The sequence below is a fragment of the Clostridium sp. ZBS15 genome, assembly GCF_023845705.1.
Taxonomy (GTDB): domain Bacteria; phylum Bacillota; class Clostridia; order Clostridiales; family Clostridiaceae; genus Clostridium; species Clostridium aquiflavi.
This window is the reverse complement of sequence record NZ_JAMQHY010000038.1, coordinates 1-26,483: the sequence shown is the minus strand read 5'-3', so window position 1 is coordinate 26,483 and position 26,483 is coordinate 1. Positions and strand designations below refer to the sequence as shown.

The window sequence follows — 26,483 nt, the reverse complement described above, 5'->3', positions numbered from 1 at the left end:
TGTTATATACAATTTATGTGTAATTTTGAAAGAATAATCTTTCAAAATAATCTGGTGATGATGGCATGGAAGTAACACTCCTACCCATTCCGAACAGGAAAGTTAAGATCCATAGCGCCGAAGGTACTGCACGGGAGACTGTGTGGGAGATTAGGACGTTGCCAGGTATGAATGGCTCGATAGCTCAGTCGGTAGAGCAGAGGACTGAAAATCCTCGTGTCACTGGTTCGATTCCAGTTCGAGCCACCATGGCGCTATAGCCAAGTGGTAAGGCAGAGGTCTGCAAAACCTTTATCCCCAGTTCAAATCTGGGTGGCGCCTCCATTAAAACCTTGAATTATTTGATTCAAGGTTTTTTTTGCGCTTAAAAAATAAAAAACAAAAAAATTATCCACAAAAATAAAATTATAAACAAAGTTATCAACAATTTACTTACAAAATGTATATAAAATATATTTTTATGTGGATAATTTATAGAAAAATATTTAGATTATAAAAAAGAGACTATATAGAATGGGAATTAGTATATTGTGTTAACTATACTTTAAGAATAATATAGATAAAAAAGAACCTATACTAAATAGGCAATAAAAAATGTCTATAAATATAGGATTTATCTTAATTAAACATATCTTTTTTATATAAAATAAATGCTACTATGAAACATATTCCGAATGTTAACATCATAACTATTGAGAATGCATGAGGATTATCATCGGATAAAGGTAACATAACATTCATACCAAATATTCCACTTATAATAGTAGGAATTGCCATAAGTATAGTTACAGACGCTAATACCTTCATAACTATATTTAAGTTATTTGATATAACTGAAGCAAAGAAGTCCATTGTACTAGCCAAAATATTGCTATATATTTCTGTCATTTCTATAGCTTGCTTATTTTCAATGATAACATCTTCTAAAACATCTTTATCTTCCTCATATTTTTGCATCATTTCTAACTTTAACATTTTTTCTAATGTTATCTCATTAGCTTTTAATGAAGTTGAGAAATATACAAGAGATTTTTCTAATGAATGAAGTTGAATAAGTTCTCTATTTTTCATAGACTTATGTAATCTTTTTTCAATCATTAAACTTTTTTTATCTATTTGTCTTAAGTAAAGTAAGTAATAAGTAGATATTCTATTTAATATCTGTAATATAAATCTCGATTTTTTAAATGTAAAAAATGATTTTATTCTAGCATTAGCAAAGTCAGTTATAATTTTACTGTTTTTTAAACATATAGTAACTAACAGTTTGTTAGTATGTATTATAGCTAATGGATAAGTGTCGTATGTTAAAGAATTTTCTTCCATTTCTGTGAATGGTATATCGACTATAACTAATATAGCATCATCCTCAATATCAATTCTGGATGTTTCTTCATCATCTAGTGCTGCTTTTAAGAAATCAATAGAAATTCCAGTTTTCTTTGATACAAGAATTAGTTCTTCTTCAGATGGAGCTACTATGTTTATCCAACAACCATTTTCAATATTATCAATAGGTTTTAAACTTGAATCGAATTCACTCTGACTTTTATAAATTTGAATCAATAAAATCACCTCCAAATATATTATTATACTATTATACTATTATAATAAAGATATTACGAATATACTATAATAATAAATTAAAAAGAGAAAGTAGCTATTAAAATTTGAAAATCGTATTAAAACATAGAAAACATGTAATTAAAAACCCACAATTAATAGTATTCTAATATTTATAGAGAATATAAAGGAATATAGCGTTATTTAAATATAGCTTTATATTGAAAAGCTTAGTATAATCATAATGTTATTTTAAATATTTAAAGTATGGGGGAAAATATTAATGCATAAAGAGGTAGTCATAAGAAAGAAGGCACCTGTTATAGCGATAGTATTACTTATAATTACAGCAATGTTGTATTTATATCAAGGAATAAGTGTTTTAGGTATAAAAAATATAATGCTCGTTAAGTTCTATAATATGACCATTGTATTTTTAACTTTAAGTATAATATTCTTTGAGATAATGAAATGCAGAATATCATATAAGTATTCGATCATAGCGAACAAGCTTATTATTAATAAAATTTTTCATAATAATGAAAAAAACTTAGAAAGTATAAATTTAGCTGATATCGTGTATATCGGGAAAAGTAATTACATAACTAAAGAATATATTGTAAAGAGTAAGGGCAATTATTCTTGTGGAATAATTAATACGAAGAAATATTGTTGTGTATACAAAAGAGAGAATGTTTATTATAAATTTAGCTTTAATCCAAGTGATAAACTTATAAGAAGATTAAATCTTAATATTTAATTTACAACAAATAAATGTGTTTAATATATAAATAAAGGTACTNNAGTACCTTTATTTATATATTTTTATTATTAAAGAAATCATTTTTTACTTCATTAAGAAGATTTTCATTTTGAATTAAATCCATTCCTGTAAATGCCAGTGCTAATGCTGCATTTTTACATTGCTTAAGTGCAAATTCTGACTGAGTAGCTTTAGCAAAATCTTTTGTTCCATATTTAATGTTAGGATCATCGGTTATGCAGATATAAGGATGTATGCAAGGAACTTTATGACTAACATCACCTAAACTTAATCCTGCATATATATCACGTGGCTTTCCAATATCTATTATTCCATTTTCTTTTAGATTGTGACTAAATAATCTATTAAGAGTTCTATTAGTTATCAATTCTTTATTTGATGGTTCATATAAAGAAGTAGTATATTCTAAATTTGTTAATTCGGAAATATATTTTGCTATAGTTCTAAGCTTATTATCAGCCCATTCAGCGGTTTTATAATCGTTACTTCTAATATAAAATTTAGCTTCTGCTTCAGCAGGTAATAGCAAAGGAGTATATCCTCCTTTAGATAAAATTGAATTTATTTCTAAATCTTTAGGAAATCCTTTTTTAAGAGAATTTAATATGTTTAAATTTAGTAATACTGCATCTAGCGCGGTGTAAGTATTTTGATTTAAAAAAGTTAAGCCATCTTTTCCTTTATATTGTATGCTTAATGGAATTATTGCTGAAGATGTTCCACTTTCATTTGTTAATACATCAGGATGAGCAAGCATTACTACATCTATATCATCAAAGACACCTTGTCTAGTCATAACAGCTTTAGTTCCACCTAAATATTCACCTGGACAACCTATTACGATAACAGAGCCACCTATTTTATTTATTATACTGCCTAATGCTAATGCAGCTCCAATTGATATTGTACTTAAAGCATTATGACCTGTGAGATGTCCATAATCTTTAACAGCATCATATTCGCTTAAAAAACATATTTTAGGATAACCATTACCTTTTTTACACATAAAAGAATTAGATATATTTAAAAAATTCTCATTAACCTCAAAATTATGCTTATTTAGTAAATCACAAATATATTTTGCAGATTTAATTTCAGTATAACTTTCTTCAGGATTATTATATAAATAAGAACTTAAATCATTAAGTTCTTTATCACAAGTTGACAGAAATGAAATTATTTCTTGTTTCATAATGCAACCCTCCAAATTATTATTTGATATTATTTTTTCCAATTATAAAAAAAATATTTGTTTATTAATATTAAAAGAAAAATATATAAGCGTATTTAAGATTAAAAAAATTATATATGGAAATAATTAAACTAAAAGATATATTAGGGGGTAAAGAATTTTGGAGAATAAAGTATGTTTTTTATGTGGCAAAAAAGAAGGTAGTGGTATAATATTAAAAGGAGAAAAAATATGTTCTAATTGTGAATGTGAACTTACAAATATTAGCGTTGTAAATCCTAAATATCATTACTTTAAAGAAAAAGTTAAAAATATTTTATTTAAAAAATAAAATTAGATTTTTACTTTATTAAGATTTATTAAAAGCTATATTTAATTATATAGCTATTTTTATTTTGGAAAGATTTTAGAAAATTACATCAAAATATAATTTTCAATTTAGAGTTTATATAGAAATTAAGAAATTAATTATTATGGGGGAAATTCATTATGACAAAAGGTAAATTAATTATAATAGAGAGCGGATCAGATGCTTCAGGGAAGGCAACTCAAGCTAAGAAATTATATGAAAGATTATTAGGAGAAGGATATAATATAAGAAAAGTAACATATCCTAATTATGATAGTCCAGCTTGTATGCCAGTTAAAATGTATTTGAGTGGTGAATTTGGAAGCAAACCTGAGGATGTAAATGCATATGTAGCATCAACATTTTTTGCTATTGATAGATTTGCTTCATATAATATAGAATGGAAAGAATTTTATAATAATGGTGGAATAATTATCTCTGATAGATATACAACATCTAACATGGTACATCAAGCAGTGAAAATGGATGATAAGGAAAAGAACAAGTACTTGAATTGGTTATATGATTTAGAATTTAATTTATATAAACTTCCTATTCCAGACTGTGTAATGTTTTTAGATGTTCTACCTGAAATAAGTCAAAAATTAATGAAAGATAGAAATAATAAATTTACAGGTGAGAAAGAAAAAGACATACATGAAAATAATAAAGATTATTTAGCTAAATCTTATTATAATTCTTTAGAAATAGCAGATAGATATAATTGGAATAAAATAAAATGTAATGACGGAGATAAATTAAAGACAATAGAAGAAATTCATGAAGAAATTTATAAAAAGGTTAAAATCTATATATAGTAATTTAAATTAATATTTTATAAATTAAAAATAGAAATATTTATTTATATAATCTAAGTACATATTTATGGTAAAATGATATCAAGAATAATATGAATTAGAGGTGGATAGTAAATGAAATTAGTTATTGCTATAGTACAAGATGAAGATGCAATAGATGTGTTAGATTCATTAACAGACAATGATTTTAGAGTAACTAAACTAGCTACTACTGGTGGATTTTTAAAAGCAGGTAACACTACTTTAATGGTTGGAGTGGAAGAAGAGAAGATTGACCAAGCACTGGATGTAATTAAAGAAATATGTAAAAAAAGAAAAGAAACAGTAATAGCCCCAACACCTTTAAGTAGTAATGAGGGTGGATATGTTCAACAATGCCCTATGCAAATTACTGTAGGTGGTGCAACTATATTTGTTGTAGATGTTGATAAATTTATAAAAATATAAGGAGAATAGCATTGAGAGAAATTATTGGTCATGAAAGAATTATTAATGGATTTAATCTAAGGAAAAGAAGTAATACTTTTTCTCATGCTAATTTAATTATTGGTGATGATGGGATTGGAAAAAGTTTAGTTGCAAATTATCTTGCAAATGGTATATTAGGATTAAAGGGTGATAAGGAATTTGTAGATATTATAAATTATTACCCTTTATCTTCTTCATTTGGAGTAGATGATATAAGAAATATTATAGAGGAAGTATCTAAGAAACCTTTTGAAAGTGATAAAAAAGTTTTAATACTTCATAAGTGTGAAAAGATGACTATTCAAGCCCAAAATGCATTGCTAAAAACTATAGAAGAGCCTCCTGTAGGAGTGCATTTAATACTTCTTAGTGAATCACTGGAATTAATTTTAGATACTATAAAATCACGTTGTCAAACCTATAAGTTAACACCATTATCTAAAGAAGATATTAATAAGTATATAGAGTATAAATATTCCGAAATAAGCATAGAAAATAAAAAAGCAGCTTTAGCATATAGTCAAGGTATTCCAGGAAAAGTTGAAAAATTTATAGAAGATGATAAATTAAATGATTTAAGAAATATATTATTAGAATTATTATGTGATTTAGAAAATAATAAAGACAATTTTGTTTTAAAATATAAAGAGGTATTAGCTACTTATAAAGATAAACAAAGTGAAGTTTTAAATATATTAATTTCATATATAAGAGATATTATGTTTTTAAAGGAATTAGATTCTAATGATTTAGTTGTAAATTTTGATAAACTTAAAGAAATAAGAGACATATCAATGAGAATGTCTTATAAAAAGCTTAATTCTATGTTAGAATACATAAAAGAAGCAAGAATTAGTTTAAATAATAACACTAATTATTCAATGACCATAACAGTATTGCTTATGGGATTTGCGGAGGTATAATTGATGATAAAAGTTATTGGAGTAAGGTTTAAAAAAGCGGGAAAAATTTATTATTTTGATCCAGTAAACTTTGCTGTTAAAAAAGAAAATTATGTAATAGTTGAAACTGCTAGAGGAATAGAATTTGGCCAATGTGTCATAGGAATAAAAGAGATATCAGAAGATGAAATAGTATCACCTTTAAAAGAAGTTATAAGAATAGCTGATGAAAAAGATATTCAAAAACATAAGGATAATAAGAGCAGAGAAAATGAAGCTTTAGAAATATGTTTAAAAAAGATACAAGAACATGGACTGAAAATGAAATTAATAGATGTAGAATATACATTTGATAATCATAAAGTTATATTCTATTTTACAGCCGATGGAAGAGTGGATTTTAGAGAATTAGTTAAAGATCTAGCTACTATATTTAAAACTAGAATAGAATTAAGACAAATCGGTGTAAGAGATGAAGCTAAAATGATAGGCGGTCTAGGACCTTGTGGAAGACCAATGTGTTGTTCCACTTTTTTAGGAGACTTTGCATCCGTATCTATTAAAATGGCTAAAGAACAAAACCTTTCTTTAAATCCAACTAAAATATCAGGTATATGTGGAAGACTTATGTGTTGCTTAAATTATGAACAAAGCACTTATGAAGATATTAGAAGAAGACTTCCTAAAGTTGGATCGATAGTTGAAACTATTGATGGAAAAGGTGAAGTAATAGGTAATTTAACAGTAAAAGAAAGTGTAAAAGTGAAATTAAAACGTGGAGACGAAGAAGTAATTGATATATATAAAATAGAGGATGTTAGATTAATATCTGGAAGTTATGAAGGCTCAATAGATAATTCAGATATAAAATTAGAAATTGAATCTGAAGAGGATAAAAAATTGATAAAAGAGTTGATTAAAGAAGAAAATTAGAGAAATATGGGGAAAAATTTCATAAATTGCCCATATAATAGATTATGAAATTGACACTTTTATCACAAAATACTTTTAAAACATTAAAATACATGATAAAATTGTAGATGGTTAATTATCATACAATTTTAGGAGGTGTTTTTTAATGGCATTTGTAATTAATGATTCATGTGTAAGCTGTGGAGCATGTGCTGGAGAATGTCCAGTTGATGCTATAAGCCAAGGAGATGCATACTACGTTATTGATGCAGATACTTGTATCGATTGCGGTAACTGTGCTAATGTTTGCCCAGTTGGTGCTCCAGTTCAAGAATAGTAGAAAAGATCGTCTATAGACGATCTTTTTTTTTATTCTTTAGGAATTTATATTATTAAAAAATTTGTGGATAACTTTTAAAATAATGTGTTTTAAAGGTATTATGAGTACCCCTAAAGAATAAAAAATAATCATATGCCGCACCATTATTCCTGCACTGCGTTTGGAAAGGGCGCATGGCTAAAAAAATCGACGGCTCCAAAGTCGCCTTAGCGATTTTGTTCTATAAAATCATACTCAAGGTGGTGATAATAATAAAACAGAGTTTTCTTTATAAAGTTTTAAATCATCACTAGTTAATGCATTAGAGTTTATTTTTTCAACATTATCCATAGATATTAAAAAATTTTTAGGATCATCTAAATAAAGCATAGATTTAAAAGTTTTATAATGAATGGGTATTATATATTTTGGAGAAATCAATTTACTTATTTTAGCCCCTTCACTACCATTTAAAGTGAAGTGTCCTCCTATTGGAACAAGCAAAATATCTATATTTTCTAATTTAGTAGAAATCAAATCTAAGGGGATATGTCCTAAGTCTCCTAAATGACAAATTTTCAACTTATCTAATGTAAAAGTATATATTATATTAGGTCCTCTTTTTAATCCATTATATTTATCATGAAATGAAGAAGACCCTTCTATATGAATGAAATCAAAATCAAAAACCCCAGTAGTATTAATAATTTTTACATTACTATCATTTTCTTTTAAAAATGAATGATCAAAATGATTGTGACTTATTACTATAATATCAGAGTGAAGAAAATCGTTATTATATCCTATAGAATCATCAAATGGATCTATTAATATTCTTTTACCATTATTACTTGTTATTAAAAAACAAGAGTGTCCATACCAAGTTAATTTCATAATATAAATTCCTTTGAAAAAAATATAAATTTGTATATTAAATATGTTTAACATTTAGTAAAGTTTTATTCAGATTTTAATAAAATAAATTATAGTGTTTTAAATTATAATATAATTATAGTATAATAACTACAAAGTCAAAGTAAGTCAAAAACAAAAATATAAACTGATGTTTAGGTAGGTGAACTTATGGCAAAACTTTCAGATATAATTGAAGAATTTATAAAAGAAATGTTTAATGATAGTGGAGAGAATATGGTCCTAATACAGAGAAATGAATTAGCTGATCAATTTAGATGTGCACCATCACAAATAAACTATGTTTTAACAACTAGATTTACTTATAATAAAGGTTATTTAATTGAAAGCAAGCGTGGTGGCGGTGGCCATATTATTATAAAGCAATTAGACAACGATAGTTCCAGCAGAAGAGAGGAGATAATAAATCAAAGCATAGGTAATACAATAACATATCATAATGCTGTAAATATAATAGATAACTTATTTGAATCAGATATTATTACAGAAAAAGAATGTGAACTGATGAAAATAGCTATAAACGATAGAACTTTAATTTCAGTTGAAAATAGAAATAAAATAAGAGCAGATATTTTTAAAGCAATGATTATGGTTATTTTATCTTAAGAGGTGGGGATTATATGTTATGTGAAAAATGTCAAAAGAATGAAGCTAAAATTAATTTAGTTAAAATAGTAAATGGAGAAAAAAATGAAATTTGGTTATGTGAATCTTGTGCTAAAGATATATCAGATATACCATTTATAAATTCTTTAAATGAAATTGGTGGATTACAATTTGAAAATATATTAACTGGATTTTTAAATAATCTTGGTGATAAAAAAACAAAGCCAAAGGAACTTGTTTGTCCTAAATGTAAAATGAATTATTCTGAGTTTGAGAAGACAGGAAAATTAGGTTGTAGTGAGTGTTATAGTGTTTTTTCTGAATATATAAAACCTATTGTAAAAAGAATTCATGGGAATGTAAAACATGTTGGGAAAATCCCGAAATTTGATGGAGAGTCCTTAATTAAAAGAAAAAAGATAATAAGGTTAAAGCAAGATCTACAAAATGCTATTAAATTAGAAGAATATGAAAATGCAGCTGTATTAAGAGATGAAATTAAAGAATTAGAAGAATTTATATTTATTAATAGTAAAGATAATAAAGTGTTTTTAGTTAAGGAGGAAAAAGGTAATGAGAAACTGGATTAACGAAGAATGTAACAAAGAAGATATAGTTATAAATAGTAATATTTCTTTATCTAGAAATTTAAAAGAAAAACCTTTTTCCAATAAATTAAATGAAATAGAAGCAAGAGAAAATGCAGAATTTATTTATCAAATTGTGAAAAGTGAACTTGAAGATGAATCTTGTATTTATCATTTGTGGAATGAAGACAAAGAACTAATAAATAGTTATTTAGATAAGCAATTAATAAGTAAAGAATTAATAAAGAATAAAGACAAAACAGCATTTGTTTTAAATAGTAAAGAAACTTTAAGTATTATGATAAATGAGGATGATCACTTAAAGCTAGAATGCATAACGGCAGGATTTGATTTAGAGACTGCATTTGATAATATCACAAAACTTGATGATAAAATAGAAAAACGAGTTCATTATGCATTTGATGAAAATTTAGGGTATTTAACTACATCCCCTACTAATTTAGGAACAGGAATGAGAGCATCTGTTAATATTCATTTGCCAGCTTTAAATTTTAATGATGAAATAAGTAATTTTAGCAAAGGACTAACTCAAATAGGTATGAATATGAAAGGTATATATGAAGAAGGAAATAAATCCTATGGAAATATGTACAAAATATCTAATCAGGTTACATTAGGACTAACTGAAGAAGAGATAATTGATAACCTAAAAGGTGCAGTGTTAAATGTTATTTCAGAAGAAAAGAAATTTAGAGAAGTTTTATTAACAAAGTGCAAATATGATATAGAAGATAAAGTATTTAGAGCATATGGAATTTTAACTTCAGCTATTTTACTAAGTGAAAAAGAGTGTGCTGAATTATTATCTAGTGTGAGATTTGGAGTTGAATTATCTTTATTAGATATTCCCAAAAATAAGTTAAATAAATTATTAGTATATACTAGAGATTCATCACTTCAGAACTATTTAAAAAGAAAACTTTTAAATAAGGAACTTAACTATGAAAGAGCTAAATTTGTAAGATCAATATTAGCTCAAACTTAAATAAGAATATAAGGGAGGGATTTTTTGAGTATGGATTTTAATAAATTTACAGAGAGAACTCAATCAATAATATTAGAAGCGCAAATTGAATCACAAGAATTTAAGCATGGTTATGTAGGTACAGAACATTTATTATTGGGTTTAGTAAAAGAAAAAGGACATCAATCTAAGATATTAAATGAATTTGGAATTGATTCAGAAATAGTAAGAGATATGATAAGTAGATATTTAGGCTATGGTGAATTACAAATGCCTGAAGATGATATATTATTAACACCTAGAGCAAAAAGACTTCTTGATGAAAGCTTTATAGAGGCTAAAAAATTTAGTCATAAAAATGTTAGTCCAGAACATATGTTAATGGCATTGCTTAATCAAGAAGAAGGCATGGCCTATACCATATTAAAAAATTTAAAATTAGATTTTAAAGAAATAAAAGATAAATTATTTATATTTCTAAATGGTCAGTATGTAGATGAAAATCAAGAAATTAAATCTCCAAGATCAGAAAAAACAAAAACTCCTATGTTGGATAAATACGGAAGAGATTTAACACAGTTTGCAAGAGATGGTGTGTTAGATCCTGTTATTGGAAGAGATTTAGAAAATCAAAGAGTTTTAGAAATATTATGTAGGAGAATAAAAAATAATCCTTGTTTAATAGGCGAACCAGGAGTAGGAAAAACAGCAGTAATTGAAGGTTTAGCTCAAAGAATTGTAGAGGGGAATATTCCTGAAATATTAAGGGATAAGAGAATAGTTTCACTTGATTTAACTGCATTACTTGCAGGTGCTAAATATAGAGGTGAATTTGAAGATAGATTGAAAAAGGTAATGTCAGAAATAGAAAAAGATAAAAGCATCATAATATTTATAGATGAAATTCATACAATAATAGGTGCAGGAGCAGCTGAAGGAGCAATAGATGCTTCTAATATATTAAAGCCAGCACTTTCTAGAGGAGAGATTCAATGTATAGGTGCAACAACTATTAATGAATATAGAAAACATATAGAAAAAGATTCTGCTTTAGAAAGAAGATTTCAACCTGTTAATGTTGGTGAGCCATCAAAAGATGAAACACTAATAATATTAAGGGGATTAAGAGAAAAGTATGAAGAACATCACAATGTTAACATTACAGATAAAGCATTAGATGCCGCTGTTGAGTTATCTGATAGATATGTTACAGATAGATTTATGCCAGATAAAGCTATTGATTTGATTGATGAGGCATCAGCTAAAGTTAGAATAAAAAATTTAATTCCACCTACTAATTTAAAATCAATGGAAGATAAAATAAAAGAAACAACTAAGGAAAAAGAAGAATGTATTAGAGTTCAAGATTTTGAAAAAGCAGCAAATATGAGAGATATTGAAAATAGCTTAAAAGAAGAATTAGAAGCACTTAGAAAAGAGTGGAGTGATAAAAATTCTAATAAATCATTAAATGTAGATGAAGAAGATATAGCAGAAGTTGTATCAGCTTGGACCAAAATACCTGCTAAAAAACTTACAGAAAAAGAAAGCGAAAGATTACTAAAACTTGAAGATATATTACAAAAAAGAGTTATAGGTCAAACTGAAGCAGTTGAATCTATAGCTAAGGCGGTAAGAAGAGCTAGAGTTGGAATAAAAGATCCTAATAGACCAATTGGAACATTTATATTTTTAGGACCTACAGGTGTTGGTAAAACAGAACTTTCAAAAGCATTGGCTGAAGCTATGTTTGGAGATGAAAATAGTATAATAAGAATAGATATGTCTGAATATATGGAAAGTAATTCAGTTTCTAAATTAATAGGTTCACCTCCAGGATATGTAGGATATGATGATGGAGGTCAATTAACAGAAGCAGTCAGAAGAAAACCTTATTCAGTGGTGCTTTTAGATGAAATTGAAAAGGCTCATCAAGATGTATTTAATATATTACTTCAAATTATGGAAGATGGAAGACTTACAGATTCTCATGGAAAAGTAGTTAATTTTAAAAATACAATAGTTATAATGACTTCTAATGTGGGAGCACATCAAATAAAAAAACAAAAAGCAATTGGATTTAATACAAGTATTGATAAAAATTCAGAATATGAAAAGATGAAAGACAATGTTTTAGAAGAATTAAAGAGAAGCTTTAAACCAGAATTCTTAAATAGAATAGATGATACAATAGTATTCCATAAATTAAAAGAAGATGATCTTTTAGATATAGTTGATTTAATGTTAAAATCTATTACTAAAAGACTTGAAAATAAAAATATACACTTAAACTTTGAAAAAGATAGTAAAAAATTCTTGATTAATAAAAGAATTGATTTAAATTATGGAGCAAGACCGTTAAGAAGAATTATCACTAAAGAAGTAGAAGATAAATTAAGTGAAGAGATACTTTTAGGCAATATAAAAATTGGAGATAGAATTAAAGTAAATGAATCAAAAGATAATTTAGTTTTTACAAGGCTAGATTAATAGTTTAAAAAGTTATCTTAAAATAACTTTAATGTGTTTATGTGCATTATTGGTATTTTTAAGATAATTTTTTATTTGCTTATATCTTAGGAAAAGTGTTGATATATGCATAAGTAAAGCTGGATTAAATAAAATAATATTTATTTGTTAATAGTATTTATTAATTGGAAATTATATGATAAAATTATAAATATAATAATTATTACAAGGGAATAATTAACTTATAGAGTTTTAAATAAGCTTATGCTAGATATAAGTTTATTTAAAGATAAGAGGTGAATTTATGACTAAACAAGAAAAAGAAATAGATTTAATAGTAATTGGTGCAGGTCCAGCAGGATTAGCTGCAGGCATTTATGGCGGTAGAGCAAAGTTAGATATGATAGTTTTAGAAGAAAGAATAATAGGTGGTCAAGTAAGAAACAGCTATACTATTGAAAATTATCCTGGATTTGAAAAAATATCAGGAGCAGATTTAGCAGATGTTTTTCAAAAACAAGTTGAATCATTAGGAGTAACTATAGACGAATTTGATTTAATAGAAAATATAGTATTATCTGATGATGAGAAGATAGTAGAAACTGAAAGTTACATATATAAACCTAAGGCTATAATAATTGCAACAGGAGCTTCACCTAAAAAACTACCAGTTTTAGAGGAAGCAAAGTATGAAGGCAAAGGTGTTCATTATTGTGCAGTTTGTGATGGTGCTATGTATGAGGGAAAAAGAGTTGGAGTGGTAGGTGGTGGAAATTCGGCTTTAGAAGAAGCGATATTTTTAACTAAATTTGCTGAAAAAGTTTTTGTGATTAGAAGACATGATTATTTTAATGGAGAAAAATCTTTAATAGAAGAAGTGTTAAATCATCCTAAAATAGAGGTTTTATTTAATGAGGATTTAGTTCATTTAAGTGGTGATAACTTTTTAGAAGAAGTAACTATTAAGAATAAAAATACAGGTGAATTAAGTAAGTTAAAACTTGATGCTATTTTTGGATATATTGGAACAGAGCCTAAAACAAATGGATTAGAGAAATATTTAAAATTAAATGATTATGGGTACATAATTACAAATGAGGATATGGAAACTAAGATAGCTGGTGTATACGCTGTCGGTGATGTACGTGAAAAGAAATATAGACAAATAACTACAGCGGTTTCAGATGGAACAATAGCTTTATTAAATGCTGAAAAATACATAGCACAAAAGGAGAAATAATAATATGATAAAAATTTATTCAACATCATGGTGCCCTGCTTGCATAAAAGCAAAGAGATATTTTGACTTAAAAGGATTAAAATATGAAGAGATAAATGTTGCAGATAAACATGAGGATAGAGAAGAAGTATTTAAAGCATCAGGTCAAAGAAGTGTACCAGTAATAGATATATCGGGAAATATAATAGTAGGATTTGATAAAAAACAAATAGATGATTATGTAAATCGTTAGAATGAGAAAAAGTTATAATTTAAAAGAATAAAGACTTGGAAAATACAATTATTTATGTATTACCAAGTCTTTTGCATATTTATTAATACAAATTTATTTATTTAGGGCTTTATCTATAGATGGTTTATCAAATCCAATGATAATAGTATCATTTATATCTAATACTGGTACGCCCATTTGTTTAGATTTTTTAACCATATCTTCTCTAGCAATCATATCTTCTTGAACATTTAGTTCTTCAAAATCAACGCTCTTTGATTTTAAATAATTTTTAACTTTAACACACCACGGACAAGAATCTGTAGTATAAACTTTTACCATAATAACACTCCTTAACTAATAATAAATATTATTTAAAATATTATAATACTTAAGAAATAATATAGCAATTACTTTATTATATTATTATTTTCTAAATTAGAGTTTAAAACTAAATTAGAAAATTCATTTTGAGAGTATGTATTGTTAAAATTGTGTTGAAAAACATGCTCTTCATTATCTCTTAATATATTTTTTGAAGGAACTATAACATTATTAAAAGAATCTTTAGTTATCATATTATCATCTCCTTAAATTATATAAATAGTTTTTGTAATGAATTCATTATTTATACAAAATAGGATTTTAAATTGATAAAAAATTTTAGTTTAAATATAATGATAAATTTAATTACCAAATTTGGATGATATAATTAATAATAGTAGTTTATTAAAATTGTTAATTATAATTTTATTTAAAAGTTATAATTAATATTAAAATTTATGTTATTATAAAATTATTAATGAATATAGTGATTGAATCTTAAAATAAGAAAGGAATTTGTATGGCTAAAATAAAATCTACATATATATGTCAACAATGTGGATATGAAGCTCCTAAATGGTTGGGAAAATGTCCATCATGTAATAACTGGAATACTTTTAATGAAGAGATAAAAGATGATAGTAAGGTAGTAACTTCATTAAAAGCTAATAACATAGTACAAAATAACCAGCCTAAAAATATAAGAGATATAAAATCTGGAGAAAAAGAAAGATATGATACAGGAATAAAAGAACTTAACAGAGTTTTAGGTGGCGGATTAGTTAAAGGTTCTTTAACTTTAATTTCAGGAGATCCTGGAATAGGAAAATCTACATTGCTGTTACAAACTGCAAATAACATAGCTATAAAATATGGCAAAGTTCTGTATGTCTCTGGAGAAGAATCAGAAGAACAAATAAAGATTAGAGGAGACAGACTAGGTGTAAATAGTGAAAATCTGTTTATAATATCTGAAACAAATTTAGATGCTATTTCAATATATATAGAACAAATTAATCCTAATTTTGTTATAATAGATTCAATTCAAACTGTATTTAAAGAAAGTGTTTCTTCAGCACCCGGTAGTGTATCTCAAGTAAAGGAATGTTCAAATACTATTATGAGAATGTGTAAAGGCAAAAATATACCATTCTTCCTAGTTGCACATGTAACTAAACAAGGTGAATTAGCAGGTCCAAGAGTTTTAGAGCATATGGTTGATACGGTTTTATATTTTGAAGGTGAAAGAACAGAAGAATATAGAATTTTAAGAACCATGAAGAATCGTTTTGGAACGACTAGTGAAATAGGCGTATTTGAAATGCAACAAGAAGGTTTGGTAGAAGTATTTGATCCATCAAAAATATTTTTAGAAGATACTAGTGCTAATCAAGAAGGTTCTGTGGTTGTTGGAGTTATGGAAGGTACTAGACCTATCTTAATAGAAATTCAGGCATTAGTAAGTGAAACTAAAGCTCCAATGCCGAGAAGAACAGCTGTTGGAATTGACAATCAAAGATTAAGTTTAATATTAGCAGTTTTAGAAAAAAAGCTAAAAGTATTTTTCTATAATAAAGATGTGTATGTAAATGTAGTAGGTGGACTTAATATAGATGGAACATCTGCAGATTTAGGATTAGCATTAGCATTAATATCTAGTGCAAAATCTAAAGAGTTTAAATTAGATAAAACATTAATGGTAGGAGAAGTTGGATTAACTGGAGAAATAAGACCAATATCATCAGCTGAAAGATTAGTAAAAGAAGCTGAAAAACTTGGATTTAAGAATGTAATAATTCCTGAAAGAAATTTAGATAAAATAAAAACAGACGATATAAAAGTAATAGGCATTAGACATTTAATAGAAGCAATAAATAAGATATTTTGAGAAGAACAGGTGAGTGTATGAGATTAGAAAAGGGAATGAAAATAAAAGATACTTTAAAAATTATGTGCCCAGGCACTCAACTACGGGAAGGACTTGAAAATATCCTTAGAGCTAAAACAGGTGGACTAATTGTAATTGGAGATAATAAAGAAGTAATGGATACAGTAGATGGCGGATTTACTCTTAATTCTGATTATAGTCCATCATATGTTTATGAATTAGCTAAAATGGATGGGGCAATAGTAATTAGTGAAGATTTAAAAAAAATTGTGTGTGCTAATGCTCAGCTTATACCAGATCCTTCAATTGTAACACATGAAACTGGTACTAGGCATAGAACTGCACATAGAATAGCCAAGCAAACTAATAATATAGTTATTGCTATATCTCAAAGAAGAAATATAATAACTGTATATAAAGGTGACATAAAATATGTTTTAAGAGATAGCAGCGTAATTTTGGCTAGAGCTAATCAAGCTATTCAAACTTTAGAAAAGTATGTTTCAGTTCTAGAAAGAGTAATTAACAACTTAAATCTTTTAGAGTTTCAAGATTTAACAACTTTATTTGATGTTGTTACTGCAATTCAAAGAACTGAAATGGTTATGAGAATAGTAGAAGAAATAAATATGTATATTTTAGAGTTAGGTAATGAAGGTAGACTTATATCAATGCAGCTTAATGAACTTGTTAAGCATATTGAAAGAGATGGAATATTATTAATTAGAGATTATTGCAAAGATGAAGAAGAACATAACGAGGTATATGAGCAAATACAAAAATTAAGTGCAACTGAACTTTTAGATTTGGATTCAATTGCAAGAGTTCTAGGTCATATAGGTGATTCACTTGTAGATACACTTATATCAGCTAAAGGATATAGAATATTAAGTAAAGTTCCTAGAATACCATCAAATGTAATAGAAAATCTAATTAAAGAATTTAAAGAATTAAATAATGTTATAGAGGCTGATATCGATGAGCTTGATATTGTTGAGGGAATAGGTGAAGCAAGAGCAAAGGCAATTAAAGATGGATTAAAAAGAATAAAAGAACAAATTCTCTTAAATAAAAAGATATAAAAAATAGAAAATCGGTATTACCATATAAAAGGTAAACCGATTTTTTTTATTATCTAAAAGTAAATTTTCCAAGTGTATTTATTTTGTTGTATTCTTTAAGCAAAACGTCATATAAATTTATATCTAAATTATTGCATAAAGAAGTAAGATAGAAAAGATTATTACCAATCTCTTTTTCTATAATTTCACGACAATTTTCACAAAGCTCACCACTTAAGTGAGAAGCTAAGTAGGTAGATAAGTCGTCAATAGATTTATCTTCATTTAATGAATTTTGTTTAGAAGCATTAATATTTATGCATCCGCAATTTGTGACAGATTTTGCAACTGCTCTATTAACTCTCGAACTAGATTCACTATATTTAGTAAGTATGTCTAAGATACTTTTATGTCTTAACAAAGAATCACTTACAGAGTTTTGAAAATCATCAAATATTATATCCTTCATACGCCTCAACTCCTTGATATAATTTAATTTTACTTTAAGTAATTATAAATAAAGTAATTATAAATATTTTTAGACTATTTTATCAATATGGGATTAAGATTTGGAATACATGTATATAATACAGAAGAATTATATTAATTGATAGGGGGAGTATTTAACTAAACTTAATAAATTATTCATTTTAGATATATATATAGTGTGATATAATTAATAACAGTTAATATATAGGAATGAATTAATGTGTATTGTTGTAAGAATTTAGGAAGGGGTGAGATATTTGTTAAAAAAGATTATAAAGGGAATTTTTTCAGCTATAGGTTTATTAGTTGGTTATATTGTAGGTAAATCTTTATTAGACATACCTAATATTAAGGAATTGAAATATTTATCTACATTAACAGGTTCTATAGTATTTATAACTATTATATCATTGTTATTTGGAATTATATTGTATGTTGTATCTCCAATTATTTATAAAGCTATTTTTAATTTGGTTGAATATATAGAAAAGAATATTCAAAAACTTACATTAATTGAAATTATTTGTGGAGCATTGGGAGCTATTATAGCTCTAATATTAATGAGCTTTATTGCAAAGCCAATAAATGGAATAGATGATAAGTTTGGACCTATGTTATTTATATTTTTAAATATAATATCAGCGATAATAGGTGCAGATATATTAGTTAAGAAAAAAGATGATATAATAGCATTAATTTCTAATATAAAGAAAAATACAGGTAAAGAAAAGAAAGCAAAAAGTAATCATGTAAAAGGTGTAGCAAAAGTGTTAGATACATCGGTTATAATTGATGGTAGAATATTTGATATTTGTGAAACAGGTTTTATAGAAGGTCCTTTAGTAATTCCTAATTTTGTCTTAGATGAATTAAGACATATATCAGATTCTTCAGATTCTTTAAAGAGAAATAGAGGAAGAAGAGGATTAGATATATTAAATAGGATACAAAAAGAACTTTCAATTGAAACACAAATTTGGGAAGGCGATTTTCCTAAAATAAGTGAAGTAGATAGTAAATTATTAAAACTTGCTCAAACATTAAACGGAAAAGTAATAACTAACGATTATAATTTAAATAAAGTTGCAGAATTTCAAGGAGTACCTGTGTTAAATATAAATGAATTATCAAATGCGATAAAGTCAGTAGTTTTACCAGGAGAAGAAATGCATGTAGATATGATTAAAGATGGTAAAGAATCAACCCAAGGCGTAGGATATTTAGACGATGGCACTATGATAGTTGTAGAGGGCGGTAAAAAATACATCGGTCAAACAATTACTGTTATAGTTACATCAGTTTTACAAACTGCTGCTGGAAGAATGATATTTGCCAAACCAAAAGATAACTAAGAAAAGGAGCTTTTCTATATGGTTAGTGCAATAGTAGTAGCTGGTGGAAAAGGTAAAAGAATGGGCACTGTTCAAAGTAAGCAATATCTTAATTTGAATGGTAAGCCCATTCTTTATTACACCATTAAAAGTTTTTTAGATTGTAAATTAGTAGATAATATTATATTGGTAGTGCCATCCCACGAAATGGATTATTGTGAGAAGGAGATATTAGAGAAACATTCTTTAAAAATTAATAAAATTGTTGCTGGAGGAAATGAACGTTACGATTCTGTATATAATGGATTAAGTGAAGCAAAAGGGTCAGATATTGTGTTAATTCATGATGGAGTAAGACCTTTTGTATCAGAGAAACTAATAGAAAATGCTATAAAATATGCAGAAGAGTATGGTGCAGCAGCACCAGGAGTTATGCCAAAAGATACAATAAAAATTATAGATAGTAGCAGATTTTCACTTAAAACACCGAATAGAAGTGATTTAGTATCTGTGCAAACACCTCAAGCATTCAAATATGATTTAATATATGATTGTCATAAAAAAATAAAAAATGAAGATGTTAAAATTACAGATGATACTATGGTTGTAGAGTATTTTGGAAATAAGGTTTATATATATGAGGGTGAATATACAAATATAAAAATTACTACTCCTGAAGACCTTATTATTGGTGAATATTTAGCAAATAAGTAGCTTATATATAATATATTGACAGTCAAATTACAAAAAGTTATAATAAATTAAGTTGATTGTAAAAATATATATAAGCTTTGATGAAGAATAGTAAAAATCGTCTTTAAGAGAGAAAATCCTTGGCTGTAAGATTTTCAATAGATTTTGAACCAGCTTCGGAGTAATAGGTAAAAACTATCGGTTTAATACCGTTATCATTATTAGAGAACAAATTTAGGTGGTACCGCGATTATAAGTTCGCCCTAAGATATAGGGTGGACTTTTTTTATATATTTAAAGCCACTTTAAATATAAAAAAATAATATATTTGGAGGAAATTTAACTATGAAAATGTCTAACATGTTAATATCTACACTAAGAGAAGTTCCAGCAGAAGCAGAAATTGATAGCCATAAGCTTATGCTTAGATCAGGAATGATAAGAAAAATGGCATCAGGAATATATAATTATATGCCATTAGGTCTTAAAGCATTAAAAAAAGTTGAAGATATAATAAGAGAAGAAATGAATGAAGCAGGAGCTCAAGAATTTTTAGCTTCAGCTATGATTCCGGCGGAATTATGGCAATCATCAGGTAGATGGGACGCTTATGGTGCTGAAATGTTTAGAGTTAAAGATAGAAATGAAAGAGATTTTTGTTTAGGACCTACACATGAGGAAGTATTTACTGATATAGCTAAAAATGAAATTAAATCTTATAAGCAATTACCAGTTAATTTATATCAAATTCAAACAAAATATAGAGATGAACGTAGACCTAGATTTGGTGTTATGAGATCAAGAGAATTTGTCATGAAAGATGCTTATAGCTTTGATAAGGATCAACAAGGATTAGATCTTTCATATAATAAAATGTATGAAGCATATGTTAAAATTTTTAATAGATGTGGATTAGATGCAAAATGTGTTGAAGCAGATTCAGGAGCAATCGGAGGATCAAATTCAGCAGAATTTATGGTTAAGTCAGAAGTTGGAGAAGACGATATTGTTTTTTGTACTCAATGTGATTATGCAGCTAATATTGAAAAAGCAACTGCTAGATTAGAGGAATTAGAAAAAGAAGACTTAATGGAAGTTGAAAAAGTGTCTACTCCAGATAGCAGAGGAATAGATGAAGTATCAGAATTCTTAAATATATCTCCTAAAAAAACAGTTAAAACTTTATTATATAATGTTGATGGAAAAATAGTTGCTGTATTTGTAAGAGGAGATAGAGAAGTTAATGAAGTTAAAGTAGCTAATGCTTCACATGCTTCAGGAGACATAGAAATGGCTTCTCATGAAGAATATATGAATGCAACTGGTTGCGGTATTGGATTTGCTGGACCAATAGGAATGAAGGCCGATTTAATATTAGTAGATGAAGAAGTTAAAAATATGTATAACTTTGTAACGGGAGCAAATGAAACAGGATATCACATTAAAAATGTAAATTATGGACGTGACTTTGAAGGAACAGTTGGAGACTATAGAAATGTAGTAGAAGGAGAAGCATGCCCAACATGTGGCGGAAAGCTTACAATTTCTAGAGGAACAGAAGTTGGTCACATCTTTAAATTAGGAACTAAGTACTCAGAAGCAATGGATGCTAAATTTATAGCTGAAAATGGAAAAGAAGCTCCATTTATAATGGGATGCTATGGAATAGGTGTTACAAGAACTATGGCATCTATAATTGAACAACATAACGATGAAAATGGAATAGTTTGGCCATTATCTGTTGCTCCATATCATATTTCAATAATTGCTGTAAATGTTAAAGATGAAGAACAAGTAAAAATAGCTAATAAACTTTATGAAGATTTAAAATCTATGGGTGTTGAAGCATTATTAGATGATAGAAATGAAAGAGCGGGAGTTAAGTTTAAAGATTCAGAAATAATGGGAATTCCTATGAGAGTGACAGTAGGAAAGAAAATTGTAGATGGAGAAGTTGAATTTAAACTTAGAACTGGTGATATGCAAGTAGTTAAAATAGATGAGATTTCTGGAATAGTAAAAGGAGAATTTGAGAAAAATAATCTGAAATTAAGATAACATAGGAGGTAAAAAGTTAATGAGGATATTTAATACTTTAACGAGAAAAAAAGAAGAATTTATCCCTATTACTCCAGGTGAGGTCAAAATGTATGTTTGTGGACCAACAGTATATAATTTCTTTCATATAGGAAATGGAAGAACATTTATAGTATTTGATACAATCAGAAGGTATTTAGAGTATAGAGGATATAACGTTAAATTTGTTCAAAATTTTACAGATATAGATGATAAGATGATAAAAAAAGCTAATGAAGAAGGTACAACTGTAAAAGAAATTGGAGATAAATATATAAAAGAGTATTATGAAGATGCCGACAAACTTCAAATAGAAAGAGCCACAGTTAATCCTAGAGCGACTGAATATATACAGGATATTATTGATTTTGTTGCAGAATTAATTAAAAAAGGCTATGCATATGAAGTTGAAGGAGATGTATATTTTAATACTAAAAAATTCAATGATTATGGTAAATTATCAGGTCAAAGTATAGAAGATTTACAAATGGGTGCAAGTAATAGAACTTCATCTGTGGCGGATGAAAGAAAGAAAGACCCTATGGATTTTGCTATATGGAAAGCTCAAAAACCAGGAGAACCAGCTTGGGAATGTTCTTGGGGAGTGGGAAGACCAGGATGGCATATAGAATGTTCATGTATGGCAAAAAAAATATTGGGTGATACAATAGATATTCATGCAGGTGGTATGGATTTAACATTTCCACATCATGAAAATGAAGTTGCTCAAAGTGAAGCATTAACAGGAAAGACATTTGCGAATTATTGGATGCACTCAGCATATGTAAATGTCAATAACCAAAAGATGTCTAAGTCTTTGAATAATTTCTTTACTGCTAGAGATATATTAAAGGAATACGATTCAGATGTTGTAAGGTTTTTTATGATGTCAGCTCATTATAGATTACAAATAAACTTTAGTAAAGATTTGCTAGATTCAGCAAAAGCATCAGTAGAAAGGCTTTATAATGCAATAAGTAATTTAGAAAACTTAATTGATGAAGTTTCAATAGAAAATATGAGAGAAGAAGAAGTTAAGTATCTAGATTCATTAAACAAATATAGAGAAAAGTACATTGAAAAAATGGATGATGATTTTAATACAGCAGATGCACTTACTGTTTTATTTGAATTAACCAAAGATACTAATACAAATATAAATGTAAATTCATCTAAGGAACTAGTTAATAAAGCATTAGAACTTATAAGAGAATTAGGATCACCATTAGGTTTACTTCAAAAAACAACTAAAGGTAGTTTAGAAGATGAAATAGAGTCTCTAATAGAGAAAAGACAGGATGCAAGAAAAAATAGAGATTTTGCTTTAGCTGATAAGATAAGAGACGATTTAAAAGATAGAGGAATTGTTTTAGAGGATACACCTCAAGGTGTTAGATGGAAAAAAATAAATTAAATTAGATAGGGCTGCAAATTGCAGCCCTTATTTAAAGGAGCATAAATTATGTTAGATGATTTAAAAATAAGAGAATTTAGTGAAGCAAATGTAAGAATGTTAAATCCTCTTCAATTGGCGATAATAGGAGATGGAGTGTATGAAGTATTTATAAGAACGTATATTCTATCTGAAAATGAAGGTTTAAGTGCTAATAAAATTCATAGAAAAGCAATTAGTTACGTAAAAGCTCAAGCACAATCAAGTATTATGCACAATTTAGAAGAATACTTAACAGAAGAAGAACTTAGAATATACAAGAGGGGAAGAAATGCAAAATCTGCAACAGTTCCTAAAAATGCTGATGTTAGGGATTATAGAATGGCAACTGGATTTGAAGCATTAATAGGATATTTATATCTAATAGGAAATAAGGAAAGATTAGAATTTATGTTACAGAAAAGTGTTGTAGTTTTAAATGAAAAAGAGGTGTAATTGAATGAGAGAAAACACAAAAGTAAGTAAGAAAAGAGAAAACAAGAAAGATAATAAAAGAGAAATCAATAAAAATAAAGTAGTTGATAATAATATATATGATAATGGTTTTGAGGAAAGAGAAGATATAATAATCGGAAGAAATGCTGTTTTAGAAGCTTTAAAAACTGAGAGAACTATAGAAACTCTTTACATATCTAATTCAAAATTAGAAGGATCAATAAACGCGATAATATCAAAAGCAAAGGACAAAAAGATACTAATAAAAGAAGTTGATAAAAGAAAATTAGACTCCATGTGTAATAATGCAGTTCATCAAGGTGTTATTGCAAGAGTAACTCCATATGAATATTCAGAGGTGTCAGATATTCTAGAATTAGCTGAACAAAAAGGTGAAAAACCATTTATAGTAATACTAGATGAGGTAGAAGACCCTCATAATTTAGGCTCTATTATAAGAACAGCAGAATTATTTGGAGTTCATGGAATAATAATACCTAAAAGAAGAAGTGCATCAGTAACAACAATGGTATATAAATCTTCAGTGGGAGCTATAGAACATGTAAAGGTAGCTAGAGTTACAAACTTAAATTCAGTAATAGATGAATTAAAAGAAAGAGGAATTTGGGTTTATGGAACAGATATAAGAGCTGAAGAATATAGCTATGAAACTGATTTTGGTGGTCCATGTGCTATTATAATTGGTAATGAGGGAAAAGGAATATCAAAATTGACATTAAAAAAATGTGATAAATTAATCAAAATACCTATGGTAGGCAAGATTAATTCTTTAAATGCTTCTGTAGCAGGTGGTATAATTATGTATGAAGTATTAAAAGGTCGTTTAAAGTAGAATGAATTAAGAGGTAACTATTGTGAAAATTATTTTTGTTGATGGATATAATGTTATAAATAGTTGGCCAGATTTAAAAATAAAAAAGAATTATAGTTTTGATGGTGCCAGAAGATCATTAGTGGACACAATGCATAATTATGGGGTTTATAATGACTGCAAAGTAATAATTGTTTTTGATGCTCATAAAGTATCAGGTAGTATTCAAAAAGTAGAAACAGTAAATAAGAATTTATCAATAGTTTTTACTAAGGATGGAGAAACAGCAGATAGCTATATAGAAAAAGAAGTGAATTTATTAGGACGAAAATATGAAGTTATTGTTGTTACATCTGATTGGTTAGAACAACAAACTATTTTCCAAAGAGGGGCTGTAAGAATGTCATCTTTAGAATTTTACAATGATGTTTTGGATATAGAGAATTCTATAAGAAAAAGAAAAAATAAAAGTAAAATTTCTGAAAAAAACATACTTAGTGATAACATTGATTTGGAAATATTGAAAAAATTAGAAAAAATAAGAAGAAGTGAGTAAATTTAATTGACTAAGATATTTTTACTGAGTTATAATTGTTTACATAGGATGTATAGTGATTATAATGAGAAAGTTGAGAGTGAATATTGGGTGAGTTTTTAGAGTTTAAAGATAAATTAGATGAAGAAGTTGTATTGGAAGCTAAAAATGGAAATATTAGAGCTCAAGAGTATTTAATTTCTAAATATGAAAATTTTGTTAAGGCAAAAGCAAAATCTTATTTCTTAATAGGGGCAGATAGAGAAGATATATATCAAGAAGGCATGATAGGATTATATAAAGCGATAAGAGACTTTAAAGCTGATAAATTAACTTCATTTAGGGCTTTTGCAGAGTTATGTGTAACAAGACAAATTATAACTGCAATTAAAACTGCAACTAGACAAAAACACATTCCTTTAAATACTTATGTTTCATTAAATAAACCTATTTACGAAGAAGAATCAGAAAGAACATTATTAGATGTTTTATCTGGAATAAAAATTTCAGATCCTGAGGAGCTTTTGATAAATAAGGAACATATGGATGATATAGAGACTGCAATTGCTAAAGTTTTATCTGATTTAGAGTTAGAAGTGCTTATGTCATACTTAGATGGAAAGTCTTATCAAGAGATTGCTTGTGACTTAGATAGGCATTCAAAATCAATTGATAATGCATTACAAAGAGTAAAGAGAAAGCTTGAAAAATGCCTAGGTATAAAGTAAGTAAATTATATTGACAAACAAAACGAATAATAGTAAACTTTATAATTGGTATATCAAGAAAATGTCAAGATATGAGTGCTCACGTAGCTCAGTAGGTAGAGCGTCGCCTTGGTAAGGCGGAGGTCGTCGGTTCAATCCCGATCGTGAGCTCCAATTATAAAATAAAAAACACTAGGCAAAGTTTATTAAAGGATAAGAGGAGGAATTTAGAATGTCAAAAGAAAAATTTGAGAGAAGTAAACCACACGTAAATATTGGAACAATCGGTCACGTAGACCATGGTAAGACAACATTAACAGC

30 protein-coding genes, 3 tRNA genes, 1 rRNA gene and 1 other annotated feature are annotated in these 26,483 nt (G+C 27.2%); of the genes, 28 read left to right on the top strand and 6 right to left on the bottom strand.

The features are described from left to right. Positions 1-50 precede the first annotated feature (50 nt). The 3 genes from rrf (at position 51) to NG904_RS12045 (ending at position 324) form a co-directional block, all read left to right on the top strand. Positions 51-167, top strand: a 5S ribosomal RNA gene (gene rrf, locus NG904_RS12055). Positions 168-173: 6 nt separating this feature from the next. After that, positions 174-249, top strand: a tRNA-Phe gene (locus tag NG904_RS12050). Between the two features lies 1 nt (position 250). Next, positions 251-324 (top strand) — tRNA-Cys (locus NG904_RS12045). Between the two features lie 294 nt (positions 325-618). On the opposite strand, the gene NG904_RS12040 is transcribed toward NG904_RS12045, so the two are convergent. Next, positions 619-1,566: a magnesium transporter CorA family protein gene (locus tag NG904_RS12040; protein WP_252214895.1), complete on the bottom strand. Its 948-nt coding sequence runs from the start codon at positions 1,564-1,566 to the stop codon at positions 619-621. Positions 1,567-1,846: 280 nt separating this feature from the next. Between NG904_RS12040 and NG904_RS12035 the strand changes: the two genes are divergently transcribed. Beyond that, on the top strand, positions 1,847-2,323 hold the full coding sequence (locus tag NG904_RS12035; RefSeq protein WP_252214897.1) for a DUF6106 family protein: 477 nt from the start codon (positions 1,847-1,849) through the stop codon (positions 2,321-2,323). A gap of 55 nt (positions 2,324-2,378) precedes the next feature. On the opposite strand, the gene NG904_RS12030 is transcribed toward NG904_RS12035, so the two are convergent. Next, positions 2,379-3,539 carry a zinc-binding metallopeptidase family protein gene (locus tag NG904_RS12030; protein ID WP_252231771.1) on the bottom strand — a complete coding sequence of 387 codons (1,161 nt, stop codon included), beginning with the start codon at positions 3,537-3,539 and terminating at the stop codon, positions 2,379-2,381. Positions 3,540-3,699: 160 nt separating this feature from the next. Between NG904_RS12030 and NG904_RS12025 the strand changes: the two genes are divergently transcribed. The 6 genes from NG904_RS12025 (at position 3,700) to fdxA (ending at position 7,325) form a co-directional block, all read left to right on the top strand. Next, positions 3,700-3,870, top strand: coding sequence for a sigma factor G inhibitor Gin (locus NG904_RS12025; RefSeq protein WP_252214901.1), 171 nt, complete (start codon positions 3,700-3,702; stop codon positions 3,868-3,870). Between the two features lie 158 nt (positions 3,871-4,028). Beyond that, positions 4,029-4,706 (top strand): dTMP kinase, encoded by a 678-nt coding sequence (locus NG904_RS12020; RefSeq protein ID WP_252231770.1) that lies wholly within the window; start codon positions 4,029-4,031, stop codon positions 4,704-4,706. A gap of 114 nt (positions 4,707-4,820) precedes the next feature. Then, a complete protein-coding gene (locus tag NG904_RS12015; RefSeq protein WP_252214909.1) occupies positions 4,821-5,153 on the top strand; it encodes a cyclic-di-AMP receptor in 333 nt (110 codons plus the stop codon). 11 nt (positions 5,154-5,164) lie between these two features. Then, positions 5,165-6,097: a DNA polymerase III subunit delta' gene (locus NG904_RS12010; RefSeq protein ID WP_252214912.1), complete on the top strand. Its 933-nt coding sequence runs from the start codon at positions 5,165-5,167 to the stop codon at positions 6,095-6,097. A gap of 3 nt (positions 6,098-6,100) precedes the next feature. Beyond that, on the top strand, positions 6,101-7,009 hold the full coding sequence (locus tag NG904_RS12005) for a PSP1 domain-containing protein (RefSeq protein WP_252214915.1): 909 nt from the start codon (positions 6,101-6,103) through the stop codon (positions 7,007-7,009). Between the two features lie 145 nt (positions 7,010-7,154). Next, a complete protein-coding gene (gene fdxA / locus NG904_RS12000; RefSeq protein WP_003369634.1) occupies positions 7,155-7,325 on the top strand; it encodes a 4Fe-4S ferredoxin in 171 nt (56 codons plus the stop codon). Between the two features lie 237 nt (positions 7,326-7,562). Here the strand turns inward: fdxA and NG904_RS11995 are convergent, their stop codons facing one another. Continuing rightward, the gene (locus tag NG904_RS11995) at positions 7,563-8,201 is read right to left on the bottom strand and encodes an MBL fold metallo-hydrolase (RefSeq protein WP_252231769.1); all 639 of its coding nucleotides are present in this window, start codon (positions 8,199-8,201) and stop codon (positions 7,563-7,565) included. Positions 8,202-8,390: 189 nt separating this feature from the next. Here NG904_RS11995 and NG904_RS11990 point away from each other — a divergent pair, with 189 nt between their 5' ends. The 6 genes from NG904_RS11990 (at position 8,391) to NG904_RS11965 (ending at position 14,359) form a co-directional block, all read left to right on the top strand. Then, a complete protein-coding gene (locus NG904_RS11990) occupies positions 8,391-8,846 on the top strand; it encodes a CtsR family transcriptional regulator (RefSeq protein ID WP_252231768.1) in 456 nt (151 codons plus the stop codon). A 14-nt stretch (positions 8,847-8,860) separates the two neighbouring features. Next, positions 8,861-9,436, top strand: a complete 576-nt coding sequence (locus tag NG904_RS11985; protein WP_252214922.1) for a UvrB/UvrC motif-containing protein — start codon at positions 8,861-8,863, stop codon at positions 9,434-9,436. Further along, positions 9,420-10,439: a protein arginine kinase gene (locus NG904_RS11980; protein ID WP_252214925.1), complete on the top strand. Its 1,020-nt coding sequence runs from the start codon at positions 9,420-9,422 to the stop codon at positions 10,437-10,439. The genes NG904_RS11985 and NG904_RS11980 overlap by 17 nt, the downstream gene beginning before the upstream one ends. A 30-nt stretch (positions 10,440-10,469) precedes the next feature. After that, positions 10,470-12,908, top strand: coding sequence for an ATP-dependent Clp protease ATP-binding subunit (locus NG904_RS11975; RefSeq protein ID WP_252231767.1), 2,439 nt, complete (start codon positions 10,470-10,472; stop codon positions 12,906-12,908). A 283-nt stretch (positions 12,909-13,191) separates the two neighbouring features. Next, a complete protein-coding gene (locus tag NG904_RS11970; RefSeq protein WP_252231766.1) occupies positions 13,192-14,127 on the top strand; it encodes an NAD(P)/FAD-dependent oxidoreductase in 936 nt (311 codons plus the stop codon). A gap of 4 nt (positions 14,128-14,131) precedes the next feature. Continuing rightward, entirely contained in the window at positions 14,132-14,359 is a 228-nt protein-coding gene (locus tag NG904_RS11965; RefSeq protein WP_252214931.1) for a glutaredoxin domain-containing protein, read from the top strand. Between the two features lie 93 nt (positions 14,360-14,452). On the opposite strand, the gene NG904_RS11960 is transcribed toward NG904_RS11965, so the two are convergent. Both NG904_RS11960 and NG904_RS11955 read right to left on the bottom strand, forming a co-directional pair. Next, entirely contained in the window at positions 14,453-14,680 is a 228-nt protein-coding gene (locus NG904_RS11960; RefSeq protein WP_252214934.1) for a glutaredoxin family protein, read from the bottom strand. A gap of 68 nt (positions 14,681-14,748) precedes the next feature. Beyond that, positions 14,749-14,916, bottom strand: coding sequence for a hypothetical protein (locus NG904_RS11955; RefSeq protein WP_252214937.1), 168 nt, complete (start codon positions 14,914-14,916; stop codon positions 14,749-14,751). Positions 14,917-15,182: 266 nt separating this feature from the next. Here NG904_RS11955 and radA point away from each other — a divergent pair, with 266 nt between their 5' ends. Together radA and disA are read left to right on the top strand one after the other, a co-directional pair. After that, positions 15,183-16,550, top strand: a complete 1,368-nt coding sequence (radA, locus tag NG904_RS11950) for a DNA repair protein RadA (protein ID WP_252214940.1) — start codon at positions 15,183-15,185, stop codon at positions 16,548-16,550. A 17-nt stretch (positions 16,551-16,567) separates the two neighbouring features. Further along, positions 16,568-17,632, top strand: a complete 1,065-nt coding sequence (disA, locus tag NG904_RS11945) for a DNA integrity scanning diadenylate cyclase DisA (RefSeq protein ID WP_252214943.1) — start codon at positions 16,568-16,570, stop codon at positions 17,630-17,632. Between the two features lie 49 nt (positions 17,633-17,681). Here disA and NG904_RS11940 read toward each other — a convergent pair whose 3' ends face one another. Continuing rightward, positions 17,682-18,080: a nucleoside triphosphate pyrophosphohydrolase family protein gene (locus NG904_RS11940; protein ID WP_252214945.1), complete on the bottom strand. Its 399-nt coding sequence runs from the start codon at positions 18,078-18,080 to the stop codon at positions 17,682-17,684. A 277-nt stretch (positions 18,081-18,357) separates the two neighbouring features. Between NG904_RS11940 and NG904_RS11935 the strand changes: the two genes are divergently transcribed. From NG904_RS11935 to NG904_RS11890, 10 genes are all read left to right on the top strand, one after another. Further along, positions 18,358-19,452 carry a PIN/TRAM domain-containing protein gene (locus NG904_RS11935; protein ID WP_252214947.1) on the top strand — a complete coding sequence of 365 codons (1,095 nt, stop codon included), beginning with the start codon at positions 18,358-18,360 and terminating at the stop codon, positions 19,450-19,452. Between the two features lie 18 nt (positions 19,453-19,470). Further along, complete coding sequence (gene ispD / locus NG904_RS11930) at positions 19,471-20,145, top strand: 2-C-methyl-D-erythritol 4-phosphate cytidylyltransferase (protein WP_252231765.1); 675 nt, start codon at positions 19,471-19,473, stop codon at positions 20,143-20,145. A 68-nt stretch (positions 20,146-20,213) separates the two neighbouring features. After that, positions 20,214-20,393, top strand: a binding site (T-box leader). Between the two features lie 76 nt (positions 20,394-20,469). Further along, complete coding sequence (locus tag NG904_RS11925; protein WP_252231764.1) at positions 20,470-22,182, top strand: proline--tRNA ligase; 1,713 nt, start codon at positions 20,470-20,472, stop codon at positions 22,180-22,182. A gap of 19 nt (positions 22,183-22,201) precedes the next feature. Next, entirely contained in the window at positions 22,202-23,614 is a 1,413-nt protein-coding gene (cysS, locus tag NG904_RS11920; protein WP_252231763.1) for a cysteine--tRNA ligase, read from the top strand. A gap of 48 nt (positions 23,615-23,662) precedes the next feature. Next, positions 23,663-24,088, top strand: coding sequence for a Mini-ribonuclease 3 (locus tag NG904_RS11915; RefSeq protein ID WP_252214956.1), 426 nt, complete (start codon positions 23,663-23,665; stop codon positions 24,086-24,088). Positions 24,089-24,092: 4 nt separating this feature from the next. After that, positions 24,093-24,941, top strand: a complete 849-nt coding sequence (gene rlmB, locus NG904_RS11910) for a 23S rRNA (guanosine(2251)-2'-O)-methyltransferase RlmB (protein ID WP_252214959.1) — start codon at positions 24,093-24,095, stop codon at positions 24,939-24,941. A gap of 22 nt (positions 24,942-24,963) precedes the next feature. After that, positions 24,964-25,476, top strand: coding sequence for an NYN domain-containing protein (locus NG904_RS11905; protein WP_252214963.1), 513 nt, complete (start codon positions 24,964-24,966; stop codon positions 25,474-25,476). Positions 25,477-25,562: 86 nt separating this feature from the next. Beyond that, a complete protein-coding gene (gene sigH, locus NG904_RS11900) occupies positions 25,563-26,183 on the top strand; it encodes an RNA polymerase sporulation sigma factor SigH (protein WP_252214966.1) in 621 nt (206 codons plus the stop codon). Between the two features lie 77 nt (positions 26,184-26,260). Then, a tRNA-Thr gene (locus tag NG904_RS11895) sits at positions 26,261-26,336 on the top strand. Between the two features lie 58 nt (positions 26,337-26,394). Beyond that, a partial coding sequence (locus tag NG904_RS11890; protein WP_252231067.1) for a GTP-binding protein occupies positions 26,395-26,483 on the top strand: 89 nt, incomplete at its 3' end.

Coding starts and splice junctions, on each gene's coding strand:
- NG904_RS12035 (WP_252214897.1), top strand. CDS start 1,847: ATGCATAAAGAGGTAGTCATAAGAAAGAAGGCACCTGTTATAGCGATA.
- NG904_RS12030 (WP_252231771.1), bottom strand. CDS start 3,539: ATGAAACAAGAAATAATTTCATTTCTGTCAACTTGTGATAAAGAACTT.
- NG904_RS12020 (WP_252231770.1), top strand. CDS start 4,029: ATGACAAAAGGTAAATTAATTATAATAGAGAGCGGATCAGATGCTTCA.
- NG904_RS12015 (WP_252214909.1), top strand. CDS start 4,821: ATGAAATTAGTTATTGCTATAGTACAAGATGAAGATGCAATAGATGTG.
- NG904_RS12005 (WP_252214915.1), top strand. CDS start 6,101: ATGATAAAAGTTATTGGAGTAAGGTTTAAAAAAGCGGGAAAAATTTAT.
- fdxA (WP_003369634.1), top strand. CDS start 7,155: ATGGCATTTGTAATTAATGATTCATGTGTAAGCTGTGGAGCATGTGCT.
- NG904_RS11995 (WP_252231769.1), bottom strand. CDS start 8,201: ATGAAATTAACTTGGTATGGACACTCTTGTTTTTTAATAACAAGTAAT.
- NG904_RS11990 (WP_252231768.1), top strand. CDS start 8,391: ATGGCAAAACTTTCAGATATAATTGAAGAATTTATAAAAGAAATGTTT.
- NG904_RS11985 (WP_252214922.1), top strand. CDS start 8,861: ATGTTATGTGAAAAATGTCAAAAGAATGAAGCTAAAATTAATTTAGTT.
- NG904_RS11980 (WP_252214925.1), top strand. CDS start 9,420: ATGAGAAACTGGATTAACGAAGAATGTAACAAAGAAGATATAGTTATA.
- NG904_RS11975 (WP_252231767.1), top strand. CDS start 10,470: ATGGATTTTAATAAATTTACAGAGAGAACTCAATCAATAATATTAGAA.
- NG904_RS11970 (WP_252231766.1), top strand. CDS start 13,192: ATGACTAAACAAGAAAAAGAAATAGATTTAATAGTAATTGGTGCAGGT.
- NG904_RS11965 (WP_252214931.1), top strand. CDS start 14,132: ATGATAAAAATTTATTCAACATCATGGTGCCCTGCTTGCATAAAAGCA.
- NG904_RS11960 (WP_252214934.1), bottom strand. CDS start 14,680: ATGGTAAAAGTTTATACTACAGATTCTTGTCCGTGGTGTGTTAAAGTT.
- NG904_RS11955 (WP_252214937.1), bottom strand. CDS start 14,916: ATGATAACTAAAGATTCTTTTAATAATGTTATAGTTCCTTCAAAAAAT.
- radA (WP_252214940.1), top strand. CDS start 15,183: ATGGCTAAAATAAAATCTACATATATATGTCAACAATGTGGATATGAA.
- disA (WP_252214943.1), top strand. CDS start 16,568: ATGAGATTAGAAAAGGGAATGAAAATAAAAGATACTTTAAAAATTATG.
- NG904_RS11940 (WP_252214945.1), bottom strand. CDS start 18,080: ATGAAGGATATAATATTTGATGATTTTCAAAACTCTGTAAGTGATTCT.
- ispD (WP_252231765.1), top strand. CDS start 19,471: ATGGTTAGTGCAATAGTAGTAGCTGGTGGAAAAGGTAAAAGAATGGGC.
- NG904_RS11925 (WP_252231764.1), top strand. CDS start 20,470: ATGAAAATGTCTAACATGTTAATATCTACACTAAGAGAAGTTCCAGCA.
- cysS (WP_252231763.1), top strand. CDS start 22,202: ATGAGGATATTTAATACTTTAACGAGAAAAAAAGAAGAATTTATCCCT.
- NG904_RS11915 (WP_252214956.1), top strand. CDS start 23,663: ATGTTAGATGATTTAAAAATAAGAGAATTTAGTGAAGCAAATGTAAGA.
- rlmB (WP_252214959.1), top strand. CDS start 24,093: ATGAGAGAAAACACAAAAGTAAGTAAGAAAAGAGAAAACAAGAAAGAT.